This is a genomic window from Jatrophihabitans sp., assembly GCF_036389215.1.
Classification (GTDB): Bacteria; Actinomycetota; Actinomycetes; order Mycobacteriales; family Jatrophihabitantaceae; genus Jatrophihabitans_A.
Window position 1 is genome coordinate 1 of the sequence record NZ_DASVQG010000190.1, and the last position, 14,154, is coordinate 14,154.

Consider the following 14,154-nt stretch of genomic DNA (forward strand, 5'->3'; position numbering starts at 1 on the left):
GCTGCGTCTCATGCGGGTCGCTCGCCGCGCAAGCGGGCGAGGTAGCGGTCCGCCGAACGGCGTACGGCGGCGGCTCCGTCGTGGATGACCACCCGGCCCCACCAGCCGCCGTAGATCCGGTCGAACTCCAACGGCGCGATCCGCTCGACGATCTGGTTGATGGTGGCGGGGTCCAGCGGGATCAGGTTGGGAAAGCTCCACATGAAGCTGACCCAGTCCCGGTCCTGCACGACGGTGACGGTGTCCCCGGTGAGCAGGGCGCCGCGGCCCTCGGCGCCGGCCGGCCAGTGCAGCACCGCTGCCCCGTCGAAGTGGCCGCCGATCCTGGCCACGGTCAGCCCCGGCACCGGCTCGACACTGTCCTGCCACAACCGCACCCGATCCGAGGGCCGCTGGATCCACTGCCGATCGGCCTCGGGGATCAGGATCGGTGCGTCGAAGGCGTCCGCCCATTCCACGCAGGCCGCGTAGAAGTGCGGGTGTGACAGGCAGATCGCGTCGATGCCGCCACGCCGGGCAACCTCGGCGCGGGCGGCATCGTCGAGCAGCGAGACGCAGTCCCACAGCACATTGCCGTTCGGGGTGCTGACCAGCAGAGCGCGCTGCCCGATCGCGAACGACGGTTGGGTGCCGATGCCGAGCAGGCCGGGCTCCTCCTCGCGCAGCTCGCTGGCCCGCTCGCCGGCGAGCTCAGCCATGGTGGTCCAGCGCTGGCCCTCCCAGCCGACGTACTGCCGTTCGTCGGTGCAGATCGGGCAGCTCGCGGGCGGGGTGTCGGACTCGGCCTGCTGCACTCCGCAGGTCCAGCAGATCCAGGCTGGCATACCTCGATTCTGGCATGGCCGGCTGCGACGGCTAGTTTCGTAACCATGCATCAGGCAATCCCCGTTCCGGCAGCCGGCGCCCGTGCCTGAGGGCCACACCCTGCACCGGCTGGCCCGCGAGCAGCGCAAGCTGTTCGGTGGCCGCCCGGTCCGCGCCAGCAGCCCGCAGGGCCGGTTCGCCGAGGGCGCCGGCGTGATCGACGGCCGGGTGTTGCGGCGCACCGAAGCCAACGGCAAGCACCTGCTGCAGCACTACCAGGGCGGCCCCGTGCTGCACGTGCACCTCGGCCTGTACGGCAGTTTCACCACCGGCTCCGGCCTGCCGCCCGAGCCCAAGGGAGCGCTTCGGTTGCGGCTGGTCGGTGAGAACGCCTGGACGGACCTGCGCGGCGCCACGGCCTGCGAGCTGATCGAGCCGCACGAGGTCAGGGCACTGTTCGCCCGGCTGGGGCCTGATCCGCTGCGCCGCGACGCCGATCCACTGGCCGCCTTCGGCCGGATCAGCCGCAGCCGGACGGTGATCGCGGCGCTGCTGATGGACCAGCAGGTCGTCGCCGGAATAGGCAATGTCTACCGGGCCGAACTGCTGTACCGGCACCGGATGGATCCCTACCTGCCCGGCCAGGCACTGAGCCTGCCCGCCTGGCTGGCCATGTGGAACGACCTGGTGGCCTTGATGCGGATCGGGGTCCGGGTGGGCCGGATCGAGACGCTGCGCCCGCAGGACCGGCCGCGCAAGCGCGGGCCGCTGGCGCCGGACGAGGCCCGCTACGTCTACCGCCGGGCCGGCCTGCCGTGCCGGATCTGCGGTACCGAGGTCCGGACCGAGGAGCTGGTCGGGCGCAACCTGTTCTGGTGCCCGTACTGCCAGCCACCCGGTTCGGCGGGCCTGTCCTAACCAGCTCTAGCCAGCTCTGGTCAGCTCTAGTCAACCGCCTGCAGCCGGCCGCTCTCGGCGAGGGCCGCGGCCCGGCGCCTGGCGTCGGCGGCATCCAGCGCCTGGATCAGCCGTGGCCGCAGTTCGTGCGCTCCGATCACGGCATCGACCGAGCCGACCTCGACGGCCCGCTGGATGCTGTGGATGGCGTCGAACTCTGCCGCCACCTCGGAGACCTTCTCGACCCGGACGGTGCCGCGCAGCGTCGCCAGTTCGGTGGCCAGGGCGGCCTTCTCGACGCCGGTCGCGGTGGTGGCGCGCTCCTGAAGCTCCCTGATCCGCGGGTCACGGGCCGTCCGGGCGTCCACCTCACCGGTGAACACCACTGCCGCGGCAGGCGCGCCGCCGAGCACCGACGCGAAGGATCCCTCGATCGCCAGCACCGTCATCTCGCTGTTCAGGGTCTTGGAGAAGACCACGAATGCACCGCCGTGATAACGCGAAACCACGCAGAACACGATCGGGCCCTTGAAGTTGACGACCGCCCGGCCGATCTCGGCGCCATATTCCAACTGCAGGTTGCGCATCGAGTCCGGCGAGCCGTCGAAGCCGGACAGGTTGGCCAGCATGACCACCGGACGGTTGCCGCTGGCGGCATTGATGGCCCGGGCAGTCTTCTTCGACGACCGCGGGAACAGCGTGCCGGCCGTCCACAGGTCCGGGCCGTCACTGGGCGGGAAGCCGCGCCGCGGGATGGCCCGGGACTCGATGCCGATCAGGCACACCGGACGCCCACCCAGATGGGCGTCGAACACGACGGAGGTTTCGGCATCGGCCATGCCGGCCCAGCGCTCGAGCACCGAGAGGTCCTGGTCGGCGACCGCGCGCATCACTGACCTGATGTCGAAAGGCTTCTTGCGGTCAGGGTTGCCGGTCGGGGAGAAGATGTCACCGACCGTGTTGAACTCGCTGTCGGCCAGCTGGTGCGGGTAGTCGCTGATGTCGCGGTCGATCGGGTCCGAGCTCTTGGCCGAGCGCGGGGTGCTCTCCCCCGGCGCGATGTAGCTGTGCGCGTAGTGACTCATCAACAGATCGCAGGCGGCGGCGAGGTTGGGAACCCAGTACTGCGCCTGGCCGTTGGGACCCATCACCCGGTCATAGCCGCCGATGCCGAAGTTGTCCTCGGCCGACACTCCGCCGGAGAAGTCCAGGGACTGCTTGCCGGTCAGCACCATCGCGCTGTCCGGTGTCATCACCAGAATGCCCTTGGTATGCATCAGCATCGTCGCTTCGGCATTCCAGTACGGCTGGGCGCCGACGTTGATGCCGGCCACCACGACGTTGATCTCGCCGCCGGCCTGGGTGAAGGTGACTATCCGGCGCAGCGCCCGCGCCACCCAGTCCATGTTCTCGGTGCCCGAGTCCATCGAGATCCGGGCACCGGCCGAGAGCGCGAACCATTCCACCGGGACCGACAGCTCTTCGGCCAGGTCCAGCGCGGCGACGATCCGGGCGCACTCCGGCTCGGCGACCGCACCCAGCGCGCGGGTCGGGTCGCCGAGCAGCACCACCCGGGTGATGCCCTGCGGGTGCTGGTCGGTGGGCATGCTCGCGACGCCGACCACGATGCCGGACCGGTTGCCGCCGGGCGCGCGTTGCACCGGGGCGAGCTTGCCGTTCTCGTCGAGGTCGCACTCGGTGAACCGGCCCTCCCGGCCGCTGAACATTGCCACGAGCTCGTAGGGGTAGACGGTGCCGCGTCGGCGGGCCCGGAGCACCTTCTGGGCATAGTCGTCCAGTGGCTGCAGCCAGTCGGTCAACCGGCCGCTGATCGAGGTGATCACGCCGGCTCCGGGCTGGAAGGAGAACCGGACGACGGTGTTGCGAGCCCGGCCGTCCGGCGCGACCACCATGCCTTCGGCGATCACCTCGACGATGCCGGCGCCGACCGTGAGCGGTGAGATGGTGCGCTGCAGGTCGGTCAGCTCCGAGACCGGGGCGTCGACCGTGGGCCAGACGTGCAGGGCCACGTAGTTCATGTCCAGCCGGGTGCCGCCGAGACTGGCCCGGGCTCGCCTGATCGCCTCGCCGCAGCTGGCCACCGCCCGCTCGGCGTGCGGCAGCGAGACGACCCGGCCCTCGGCGTCGCGGACCACCGCGAACTCCCGGATCTGGGCCAGCGCCACCAGCCGGCGGTCCTCCTCGTTGTTCGGGGCCACCAGCAGGTAGAGCAGCACGTCCTCGGGTGCGTCCAGGCGGGTGATCTTGAATTTCCTCAGCCGCCACATCTTCAGCCGCCGGCCCACCATCGGGTGCACCCCGCGCACCAGGTCGTCCTCGACGAGCTGACCGGCGCCGTTCGCGCCCTCTGGCTGTGGCCGGAAGGTGTAGTAGGACACCGGCCGGCCCGAGCCCGGGCTGATCGCGGTGACCACCCGGCGCACCTGCCGGCTGAGGTCCAGCTTGGTGAGGATGGCATTCAGCTGGGCCGAGGCCTCGGTGGGCGAGTCCGGCACCTCCGGCCAGCGCACGTAGAGGTCCAGCACGCCCTGATGGCCCGCCGGGGCGGCCTTCAGCTGCTGCTCCAGTTCGGTGACCAGGGCCGAGCCGGGCACCAGTTCCGGCAGCTCGGCCACCGTGGTCACCAGGTGGGTCGGCCGGTCGTCCAGGGTGTAGTCGCACACCACGAACGGCCGGTCGGCGGCGTGCAGGTTGCGCAGGTCGTGCAACTCGTACTCGCGGTAGTGGCGGCGCGCGAGCACCTCCAGCATCGGCTCGTGCTCGCCGATGCCGGCCTCCAGCCGCTCGGCCAGGAACCGGACGATCTGCTCCGGGATCGCGGCCAGCGCGTTGATCCGCTGCCCGTAGTCGAGGGCCTCCGGATTGGCCGCCAGGTAGGCGACCTCATCGCGCACCCCGGCCAGCACCGAGGCCCGGACAGCGTCGACCAGCGGCTGGTCGAACCACCGGAACCGGACGCTGCGGGCCAGGTCACCGACCACCGGATAGCGCAACTGGGTGGCGGCCACCAGCCGTTCGAGCACGTCACGAACCTGCTCGGCGACCTCCTCGCCGGGCGCGTCGTCGAGCAACCACTGCTGCAGCAGCGAGGTGACCACCCGCAGGTGCGCCGGGGCGACGGGCTGGGCGAGGAAGATCCGGTAGACGGCTTCCTCCAGTGCCGGGGTGCGGTCCAGCTCGCTGATTCCATAGTGGGTCAGCGCCTGGGACAACCGCTTCCGGAAGGCACCGGGCAGCTGCTCGCGTTCGACGTCCAGGCTGTGCAGGTAGGAGTGGAAGTACTCCCGCGGGCTGTGCATCCGCTCGTGGGGGACGACCTCCTCACCGCCGGGCCGGTTGCGGCTCAGCTCGCACAGGTCGGCGAAGGCCCGGAACACCCTCAGCTCGGCTGTCACCGGGTAGTCGCCGCCGCTGACGAGTTCGGCCCGGAACCGCTGGTAGGCACTCAGCGTGCGGGCGGCGGCATCGTCGCTGAGGTCGAAACCCAGCAGCAGGCTGCGCAGGTCGTCCAAGCAGCCCGCGGCCCGGGCCGCCGCGGTGCCACTGCGGCCGGTCGGGAGTTCCAGCACCGGGGCTTCGGGCTTCTGCGCCGCATCGTCCTCGCCAGCATCGAGTTCGGCGACGGGCTCCAGCCGGATCAGGGGTGTGCCGGTCTCGACCTGCCCACCGGTGGAAACCAGCAGCTCCCGCACCCTGGCCGCGAACGGTGCCGACAGCACCGTCTCCATCTTCATGCTCTCCAGCACCAGCACGGGGGCACCGGCCGGCACCTCGTCGCCGACCGCCACCGGGACCGCGACCACCAGGGCCGGCGCCGGTGAGCGGAGCACACCGCCCTCGTCCCGGCTGACCCGGTGCGTCACGCCGTTGACCTCGACCAGGTTTATCGGCCCGTGGACGGCGCTGACCACCCGGTACCGCTGGTCGCCAACCTCCAGCCGGCTGGCGTAGCTGTTCAACCGGTCGATCCGGGCGTCCACGGTCTGGACCTCGCCGTCCTGCCCGACACCGATCCGGTAGCGGTTGGGTCCCAGCTGCGAGACGGTGACCCGGTAGCTGGTTCCGCGCAGGCTCAGGTCGATCGCCCGGCTGACCTTGTGCCTGGCCTGCGGCCGGCCGCCGTGCGCGGTGGCGAAGAAGTGCAGCCGCTCGGCACGCTCCTCCAGCTCGTTGGCCTCGATCGCGGCGGCCACCAGCGCGATGCCGGCGTGCTGGTGTGACACCAGCCTGCCCTCAGCACGGGTGCGGTCGATCCAGCCGGTGTCGGCGGTGCCGGCGATCACCTCCGGCTCGGCCAGCAGATCGAGCACGAAGCTCTTGTTGGTCGCCCCGCCCTCGATGATGACGGTGGTGTCCGCGACCGCCCGGCGCAACCGGGCCAGCGCCTCGTCCCTGGTCCGGCCGTAGGCAATGATCTTGGCGATCATCGAGTCGAAGTCGGCGGGAATGACGTCGCCGGTGCTGAAGCCGGTGTCCACCCGCACGCCGGGCCCGTCCGGCAGGTCCAGCAGCGCGATCCGCCCAGGAGCCGGCGCGAAGTCCCGATCGGGGTCCTCGGCATTGAGCCGGGCCTCCACGGCATGCCCCGACTCGGTCGGCGGCTGCCCGGTCAACCGGCCGCCGGCCGCGACCTGGAGCTGGAGCTTGACCAGGTCCAGGCCGGTGGTGAGCTCGGTGATCGGATGCTCGACCTGCAGCCTGGTGTTGACCTCCAGGAAGGCGAACATGCCATCGGAGGGGCGGTAGAGGAACTCCACGGTGGCCGCCCCGCAGTAGCCCACCGCCAGGGCGAGCCGTTCGGCCGACGCCTTCAGCGTTGCGGCCTGGTCGGCCGCCAGCACGACCGAGGACGATTCCTCGATCACCTTCTGGTTGCGCCGCTGCACCGAGCAGTCGCGGACCCCGATGGCCCAGGCGCTGCCCTGGCCGTCGGCGACCACCTGCACCTCGACGTGCCGGGCGCCCGACAGCATGGTCTCCAGGAACATCACACCGCTGCCGAAGGCCCGGACGGCCTCGTCCCGGGTCTGGTTGAAGGCCGCGGTCAGCTCCTGCGCCGAGCGCACCACCCGGATGCCCCGGCCGCCACCGCCGGCAGTGGCCTTGAGCATCAGCGGGTAGCCGAGCGTCTCGGCCTTGGCCAGTGCCGAGCGCAGATCCGCGACGGCACCCTGACTCCACGGCGCGACCGGCACGCCGACCTTCTCGGCCAGCAGCTTGGACCCGATCTTGTCACCCAGCGCCCGCATCGCCTCGGCGCTCGGGCCGATGAAGGTCACACCGAGCCGCTCACACAGCTCGGCGAAGGCCGGGTCCTCGGCGACGAAGCCCCAGCCCACCCAGGCGGCGTCGGCGCCGGTCTCCCGAAGCGCACGTTCGAGGACCGCGTAGTCGAGGTAGGGCCGGGCCGAGGCCGGGCCCATCGGGTACCCGAGGTCGGCCTCCCGGACGAATTTGGCCGAACTTTCGGCGTCGGTGTAGAGGGCCACCGTCTCGATCTGCTCACCGCCGGCTGCGTTCAGTTCGCGCACGGCATGGATGAGCCGCATGGCGGACTCTCCCCGATTGACGATCGCAACCCGCCTGAACACGGCTGTCCTCCTGCTTGTGTCGACGTCCCACCCTAACGGCTGACCGGAGGGCAGCGGGATGCCTGGGCAGAGGACGGGCAATGTAGAGGTTCCGGGCAAGGTAGACTAGCGCCTGGTAGCCGGCTCAGTTCTGCCTCCGGCTCACTTTGGTCCCACACCACGCGCCGCGACCGCTGGTCTGCGCCGGGCAGGACGACCTTCTAGCTTCTGGAGTTCTCGTTATGGCGGTTGACCGCCCCCGTTCGTCTGTTTCCCCCTCCCCGTCCACCTCCTCTTCCCCCTCCCGTCCTGGTTTCGCCGAGCTCGGCGTGCCCAGCGCCCTGGTCGCCGTGCTGGCTGCCAACGGCGTCACCACCCCCTTTCCGATCCAGCAGGCGACGCTGCCCGATTCGCTGGCGGGCCGGGACGTGCTGGGCCGGGGCCGCACCGGCTCCGGCAAGACCTACGCCTTCGCCTTGCCGGTCCTGACTCGGCTGGCCGACAGCGGCAAGCCGCGGCGGCCCAAGCGCCCGCGGGCGCTGATCCTGGCCCCGACCCGCGAGCTCGCCAGCCAGATCGAGGCCTCCCTGGCGCCGCTGGCCCAAGCCCTGTCACTTCGGACCCTCACCGTCTTCGGCGGCGTCGGAGCCTCTCCGCAGATCGCCGGGCTGCGGGCCGGGGTGGACGTTCTGGTGGCCTGTCCCGGCCGGCTGGAGGATCTGATCTCCAGCGGGCACGCCGACCTCAGCGACGTCCAGATCACGGTGCTGGACGAGGCCGACCACATGGCTGACCTCGGATTCCTGCCGTCGGTCCGGCGGTTGCTGGACCGGACCCCGGCCTCGGGCCAGCGGATGCTGTTCTCCGCCACCCTGGACGCCGGCGTCGACGTGCTGGTCAAGCGCTACCTCAGCAATCCGGTCACCCACAGCGTCGACCCGGCCCAGTCACCGGTCTCGCAGATGGCACACCATGTGCTGCACCTGGCGGCCGACGACCGGCTGCCGGTGCTGGTCGAGCTGACCGCCGCTCCCGGGCGGACCCTGGTGTTCACCCGGACCAAGCACGGCGCGAAGAAGCTCACCCGGCAACTGATCGCCTCCGGGGTGCCCGCGGTCGAGCTGCACGGCAACCTCAGCCAGAACGTCCGGACCCGCAACCTGGAGGCCTTCTCCGACGGCAGCACCGGCACGCTGGTGGCCACCGACATCGCGGCCCGCGGCATCCACGTCGACGACATCAACCTGGTGGTGCACGCCGACCCACCGGTCGAGCACAAGGCTTACCTGCACCGGTCTGGACGCACGGCTCGCGCCGGCGCCGCCGGCACCGTGATCACCCTGATGACCGACGACCAGGTCGCCGACGTCCGGGACCTGACCCGGCGGGCGGCGATCCGCCCGACCATCACCCGGACGCGTCCCGGGCACCCGTTGCTTGCCGAGCTCGCCCCGGGCGAACGTGCGTTCGTGACGCCGCCAGCCGGCTCCAGCATCGCCGAACCGGCCGGACGGGGCCACAGCTCCGGGCGTGGATCCACCGGCCGGTCGGCAGCCGGCCGCGGCAAGCCGGCGACCGGCTCAGCCTCCGGTGGGCGCGGCTCGGGCCAGGGCGGAACCGGCCGGGGCTCGGCCGGGCACCCGGCAGCCGGCCGGTCGGCAGCCGGGCAGGGCTCGTCGCGGCAGGCCTCATCCCGGCGGACTTCGGCGGGTCGCGGTGCTGCGAGCACCCCGATCCACACCAGCGAGAGCCGGCCTGCCGGCAGTGGCCCCCGGGTCTCCGGGGCGGCCGCGTTCTCGGCCGGTGCCCGGCCCCGCGGCCGGCGTACCGGGGCCTGAGCTCACAGAAATCTGACAATACTGCTCGGCCGGCCGGTTCGGGCTGTATAGTGGTCTCTCAGCAGCCCACCTAGCGGCTGTCAGGCAGCGCACAAGACGCGCCTGGTCTGTGACGTGGCTCAGCAAAATCGCCTCAAGCAGGTAGCAAAAAACGGTCATCGGCGGTTGCCTTTTCAGGCCCGCGGTAGGACCGATGGTGAAAGGAATACTGTCGTGGATACCGACGACTACGGTCCCTGGGACGACTGAGGACATCAAGAAGCGGGCCTCCCTCGAGGTGGCCCGCTTCCGTCATTCAGGGGCTACGCTGAGGCCGTGCCCATTAACATGGAATTACAGATCCTCACCGTCCTCCAGGGCATGAATGCCTCCGGAAGGCCGGCCACGTTCGGCGATCTGGCCCGCCGGTTCGGAGTCAGCTCAGAGTTGATCGCCTTGCACGCCAAGCAACTGGTAGCTGACGGGCGAGCCCAGCCGTCCATGGTCAACTTAAGGGGCGTACCCACGCTGCATGGCCTGATGCCACAGCCCAACCCCAGCGTGATCTGACAGCCCGCTCCGGGCAGCAACGTCCCGGCAGCACATACGGCAGGCGCCCAGCCGCCGCCGGATCGACCGACCATGGAGAAGATCCAGTGAGCACTGCTGAAAATCCGGCAGCAACCCATAACGGCAGCACTTCCCATGGCGGCATGCCCAACGGCAGCGCGATGTTCTCAGGTGCCTCGGCAACCGTGCAGCACGGCGGCCAGAAGCCGGAGACCGAGCAGCTGAACATGCGGATCCGGGCCGACCTCTACCGCCAGCTCGACCGGATGACCGTTGTCCTGGGTGCCCGCCGGGGCGTGCCGACCAACCGGGTGACCGTCGTGGAAGAGGCGCTGGCCGCCTACTTCGAGGCCAACCGCACCAGCTGAGCCGTCGATCCAGCTGAGCCGGCTCAACCCAGCTGCGAATCGGTGTAGCACCAGCGCCACGCCTCGCCGGCCTCCACGCTGCGCATCACCGGGTGGTCGGTGTGCGCGTAATGCTTGTCGGCATGCTTGCCGTCCGAGGAGTCGCAGCAGGCGACATGCCCGCAGGTGAGGCACATCCGCAGGTGCACCCAGCTGAGCCCCTCCTCGATGCACTCCTGGCACCGGCCGGGAGTGTCCGGCCGGGCGGTCCGCGGCGCGGCCTGCAGATGCTCGCACTCCAGGCCGGAGATCACGCTGCGCAGCGGCTCGTCCGGGGGCAGCTCGTCCTCACCCTCGTCGAACCGGTCGATCAGTGACTCCTCCAGGTCCAGCACCCGCATCACCGCCTGCAGGACCTCGTGGTCGAGCACCCCGGAGTCACGAACCTTGAGCAGTTCCTCGCGCTCGGCCTGCAGCATCAGCAGCCGCAGCCGCCGGTAGTGCTCGCTGGGGGTCAGCAGGTCGGACTCGTTCGGGCCCAGCCGCTCCCAGGCGGCGTTCACCTGATGCCCGACCCGCTGGCGCAGGCCCTCGGTCACCTCGGCCGGGGTGTCGTCGTCGGAGTGTTCGGCCAGCGCGCGCAGCCCCGCGTTGGTGACCTGCTGCATCAGGCCGGCCTCCTGCAGCGCGTCCTCGGAGCGGCTCGGCCCGCGCAGGTGCAGCCGGTGCACCAGCCACGGCAGCGTGGTGCCCTGCAGCAACAGGGTGCCGCCGACGACCACGAGCGCGGCCAGCACCAGCACATCCCGGTAGGGGATGTCCTGCGGCAGCAGGAACACCGCGGCCAGCGTCACCACCCCGCGCATGCCGGCCCAGGAGATGACCGCCGGGTACCGCCATGGTGGAGACGGGTCTGCCTCGCGGACCCGCCGGGACAACCGGCGCGGCAGGTAGGTGGCGGGAAAGACCCAGATCGGGCGCAACAGGACCGTGGCCGCCAGGATTCCGAGGCAGGCACCGATCAGCTGCCCGTGGTTGAGGGGCGAGCGCCAGGCGTTGTCGACGATCACCCGGACCTGCAGCCCGATCAGCAGGAACACCGAGTTCTCCAGCAGGAACTCCACCGTGCGCCAGTTGGTGCGCTCGGCGATCCGCGAGGCCGCGCTCTGCCAGACCGGCGCGCGATGGCCCAGGATCAGGCCGGCGACCACTACCGCGATCACGCCGCTTGCGTGGATCTCCTCAGCCGGCAGGTAGGCCAGGAACGGCGCCAGGAACGAGACGGTGGTGTCGAGCACCGGGTCGGTGATCCGGCGGCGCAGCGTCCCCAGCAGCAGGGCCACCGCGATGCCGACCGCCACCCCGCCGACCGCGGCCCGCACGAAGTCACCCGCGGCGTGCAGCACGCTCACCGAACCGGCCGACGCGGCGATGGCGGTGCGCAGCGCGACCAGCGCGGTGGCGTCGTTGAAGAGCGATTCACCCTCCAGGATCGTCACGATCCGGCGGGGCATCCCCACCCGGCGGGCGATCGAGGTGGCCGCCACCGCATCCGGCGGGGCGATCACCGCACCGACGGCGACGGCGGCCGCGAAGGGCACCGGCAGTAGCAGCCAGGCGACCGCACCGACTCCGAAGGTGGTGAACAGGACCAGACCCACCGACAGCAGGCCGATCGAGCGCCGGTTCGCCTTGAAGTCCACCAGCGAGGTACGGATCGCGGTGGTGTAGAGCAGCGGCGGCAGCAGCCCGAGCAGCACCAGGTCCGGGCTCAGCGCCACCTCGGGCACGAACGGCAGGTAGGACCCGGCGATCCCGGCGAGGGTGAGCACCAAGGGTTCGGAGACCCTGAACTGGCGGGCGGCGGCGGCCAGGATGGTCGACGTCGCCACCAGAAGCACCAGGGCCACCGCGATGTCCACCCCGCCATCCTGCCAGCCCCGCGAGGTCGCGACCGCCGCGCGGCCAGCAGAGGTTCGGGCATATCGTGGAGCTGGGCCCTCACCTGCCTGGCGGCGCGGTCTGCTGACACGTTCCAGACGCGTCCGTCGTCCCGGGGCCAGCGGAGTTCCACTGCGGAGGAGTACACCCGATGACCACTCGCGCGTTGTTGATAGTCGACGTGCAGCCGACGTTCTGCGAGGGCGGCGAGCTGGCGGTGCCCGGTGGCAACCTGGTCGCCGACCGGATCGCCGAGCACCTGAAGGCCCACCGCGGCGAGTACCGGCTGACGATCACCAGCCAGGACTGGCATCTGGACCCCGGCAGGCATTTCTCCGAGCATCCGGACTACGTCGACAGCTGGCCACCGCACGGGCTGGTCGGCACCTCGAACGCCGAACTGCATCCCGCCGTCGCTGCCGCCCTGGCCCCTTCCGGCGCTGACGTGACGATCAAGAAGGGCCTGCACGAAGCGGCCTACTCGGCATTCGACGGAACGGCGCCGGACGGCCGGACACTGGCCGAGGTGCTCACCGCCGCCGGCATCAGCGAGGTCGACGTGTGTGGCATCGCCGAGTCGCACTGCGTCCGGGCCAGCGCGCTGGACGCGATCGCGGCGGGCCTGGCGGTGCGAGTGCTGACCGACCTGACGGTGCCGGTCACCGAGGAGTCCGGTGCCGCGGCCCGGGCCGAGATCAGCTCTGCCGGCGGCGTGCTGACCACCTCGGGCGCGGCCAGCCGGTGATGGAGACCTTCGAGCACCTGCGGCGGGCGGACACGGTGCTGCTCAGCACCAGGCGCCGGGATGGGGCGACGGTCGACACACCCGTCAACGTCGCGGTGGACGAGCGTGGCGACGGCTACTTCCGGACCTGGTCGACATCGGGCACGGCGCGGCGGCTGCGGAACTTCCCCGGCGTCCGGGTGGCACCCTGCTCGTTCACCGGGCGACCGCAGGGATCGGACCAGCCGGCCGTCGCCAGCCTGCTGGCCGGCGGCGACATCGAGGTGGCCCGGACGTTGCTGGTCCGCCGGTTCCCGATCCTCCAGGGTCGGCTGGTACCGCTGGTGCATCGCGTGCTGCAACGCCAGACCATCTATTACCGGCTGGTGCCGGCGGTGGAGCCGACGCCCTGGCACGGCTGACCACTCTGGCAGGCTGACCGCCAGCACCAGAAACAAGCCAGCGCAGAACAGGCGGCCCGGAACAAGCCAGCCCGGAAACAGGCGGGCCCGGAACGGGCGGTGCCGTTCCGGGCCGTCGGAATCGTGGTGCGGATCAGACCGAGATCGCCTGCCGGTTCTGGGCGTCGCTCTGGATCGAGATCTTGCGCGGCTTCGCCTTCTCGGCAACCGGGATCGTCAGGCGCAGCACGCCGGCCTGGTAGCTGGCCTCGATGTGGTCGGTGTCGAGGGCATCGCCCAGGATCACCTGCCTGCTGAACACGCCGCGCGGGCGCTCGGCCGCGATCAGCTCGATGTTGTCGTCGGCCTGCAGGCGCCGCTCGGCACGCACCGTCAGCACGTTGCGCTCCACGTCGAGGTCGACGCTCTGCGGGTCGACGGCGGGCAGGTCGAATTCGACGATGAAGCGGTCGTTCTCACGCCAGGCGTCCATCGGCATACCGGTCGGCCGCGCCACCGTGCCGAAGACCTGAGAGGCCATCCGGTCGAGTTCACGGAACGGGTCGGTACGGATGAGCATCGTTGCCACCTCCACAAGTGACGGGTTGAGTCTCTCCTTAGTCGCATCTGCCATCTCACCTAATGTGCTCTAGCTGATGTAGATTTGTTGTACCAAACTTTCTACACTGATGCAAGTAGCGAGAGGAGGTTGTCGATGGACATCCCGCAGCCGGACCCGAACCGCGGCCTGTACGGCATCGCAGTGGCCGCCGAGCTCGTCGGCAGCGGTCCCCAGAACCTGCGCCAGTACGAGGCGCGCGGCCTGCTCACCCCGCAGCGAACCGCCGGCGGCACCCGCCGGTACAGCGAGAACGACCTCAACCGGCTGCGCGACATCGCCAGCCTGCTCGACGCGGGCTTGAACCTGGCCGGCATCGAGATGGTGCTCGCGCTGCGCACCGCCAACTCGGAGTTGCAAGCCGAGATCGACAAGCTGACCCACCGCAAGCAGCGGGCCGACGCCGCGGATCGGCCGGCACCGCCCACGAGCTGAGCGGGACG

The 14,154-nt window shown here is 70.7% G+C and carries 11 protein-coding genes; 7 read left to right on the top strand and 4 right to left on the bottom strand.

Going from position 1 to position 14,154, the window contains the following annotated elements; translation table 11 throughout:
* Window positions 1-8: 8 nt before the first annotated feature.
* Window positions 9-824: an MBL fold metallo-hydrolase gene (locus VF542_RS09965; RefSeq protein ID WP_408651551.1), complete on the bottom strand. Its 816-nt coding sequence runs from the start codon at window positions 822-824 to the stop codon at window positions 9-11.
* 82 nt (window positions 825-906) lie between these two features.
* Here VF542_RS09965 and VF542_RS09970 point away from each other — a divergent pair, with 82 nt between their 5' ends.
* The gene (locus VF542_RS09970; protein ID WP_408651552.1) at window positions 907-1,722 is read left to right on the top strand and encodes an Fpg/Nei family DNA glycosylase; all 816 of its coding nucleotides are present in this window, start codon (window positions 907-909) and stop codon (window positions 1,720-1,722) included.
* A gap of 26 nt (window positions 1,723-1,748) precedes the next feature.
* Here the strand turns inward: VF542_RS09970 and VF542_RS09975 are convergent, their stop codons facing one another.
* Window positions 1,749-7,313 carry a carboxyl transferase domain-containing protein gene (locus tag VF542_RS09975; protein ID WP_408651553.1) on the bottom strand — a complete coding sequence of 1,855 codons (5,565 nt, stop codon included), beginning with the start codon at window positions 7,311-7,313 and terminating at the stop codon, window positions 1,749-1,751.
* 221 nt (window positions 7,314-7,534) lie between these two features.
* On the opposite strand from VF542_RS09975, the gene VF542_RS09980 reads away from it, so the two are divergent.
* The 3 genes from VF542_RS09980 (at window position 7,535) to VF542_RS09990 (ending at window position 10,047) form a co-directional block, all read left to right on the top strand.
* Entirely contained in the window at window positions 7,535-9,130 is a 1,596-nt protein-coding gene (locus VF542_RS09980; RefSeq protein ID WP_408651554.1) for a DEAD/DEAH box helicase, read from the top strand.
* Between the two features lie 315 nt (window positions 9,131-9,445).
* Entirely contained in the window at window positions 9,446-9,679 is a 234-nt protein-coding gene (locus VF542_RS09985) for a hypothetical protein (RefSeq protein WP_408651555.1), read from the top strand.
* 86 nt (window positions 9,680-9,765) lie between these two features.
* Window positions 9,766-10,047 carry a hypothetical protein gene (locus VF542_RS09990; protein ID WP_408651556.1) on the top strand — a complete coding sequence of 94 codons (282 nt, stop codon included), beginning with the start codon at window positions 9,766-9,768 and terminating at the stop codon, window positions 10,045-10,047.
* Window positions 10,048-10,070: 23 nt separating this feature from the next.
* Here the strand turns inward: VF542_RS09990 and VF542_RS09995 are convergent, their stop codons facing one another.
* Complete coding sequence (locus VF542_RS09995; protein ID WP_408651557.1) at window positions 10,071-11,948, bottom strand: Na+/H+ antiporter; 1,878 nt, start codon at window positions 11,946-11,948, stop codon at window positions 10,071-10,073.
* 170 nt (window positions 11,949-12,118) lie between these two features.
* Between VF542_RS09995 and VF542_RS10000 the strand changes: the two genes are divergently transcribed.
* Both VF542_RS10000 and VF542_RS10005 read left to right on the top strand, forming a co-directional pair.
* Window positions 12,119-12,712 (top strand): isochorismatase family protein, encoded by a 594-nt coding sequence (locus VF542_RS10000; RefSeq protein ID WP_408651558.1) that lies wholly within the window; start codon window positions 12,119-12,121, stop codon window positions 12,710-12,712.
* Window positions 12,712-13,113 (top strand): PPOX class F420-dependent oxidoreductase, encoded by a 402-nt coding sequence (locus VF542_RS10005; protein ID WP_408651559.1) that lies wholly within the window; start codon window positions 12,712-12,714, stop codon window positions 13,111-13,113. Before VF542_RS10000 ends, VF542_RS10005 begins: the two co-directional genes overlap by 1 nt.
* Before the next feature lie 133 nt (window positions 13,114-13,246).
* On the opposite strand, the gene VF542_RS10010 is transcribed toward VF542_RS10005, so the two are convergent.
* Window positions 13,247-13,672, bottom strand: a complete 426-nt coding sequence (locus VF542_RS10010; protein WP_408651560.1) for an Hsp20/alpha crystallin family protein — start codon at window positions 13,670-13,672, stop codon at window positions 13,247-13,249.
* A 135-nt stretch (window positions 13,673-13,807) separates the two neighbouring features.
* On the opposite strand from VF542_RS10010, the gene VF542_RS10015 reads away from it, so the two are divergent.
* The gene (locus tag VF542_RS10015) at window positions 13,808-14,146 is read left to right on the top strand and encodes a MerR family transcriptional regulator (protein WP_408651561.1); all 339 of its coding nucleotides are present in this window, start codon (window positions 13,808-13,810) and stop codon (window positions 14,144-14,146) included.
* Window positions 14,147-14,154 lie beyond the last annotated feature (8 nt).

Excerpts from the sequence above, each read along its gene's own strand:
- VF542_RS09965 (WP_408651551.1), bottom strand. The coding sequence starts at position 824 with ATGCCAGCCTGGATCTGCTGGACCTGCGGAGTGCAGCAGGCCGAGTCC.
- VF542_RS09980 (WP_408651554.1), top strand. The coding sequence starts at position 7,535 with ATGGCGGTTGACCGCCCCCGTTCGTCTGTTTCCCCCTCCCCGTCCACC.
- VF542_RS10000 (WP_408651558.1), top strand. The coding sequence starts at position 12,119 with ATGACCACTCGCGCGTTGTTGATAGTCGACGTGCAGCCGACGTTCTGC.
- VF542_RS10005 (WP_408651559.1), top strand. The coding sequence starts at position 12,712 with ATGGAGACCTTCGAGCACCTGCGGCGGGCGGACACGGTGCTGCTCAGC.
- VF542_RS10010 (WP_408651560.1), bottom strand. The coding sequence starts at position 13,672 with ATGCTCATCCGTACCGACCCGTTCCGTGAACTCGACCGGATGGCCTCT.
- VF542_RS10015 (WP_408651561.1), top strand. The coding sequence starts at position 13,808 with ATGGACATCCCGCAGCCGGACCCGAACCGCGGCCTGTACGGCATCGCA.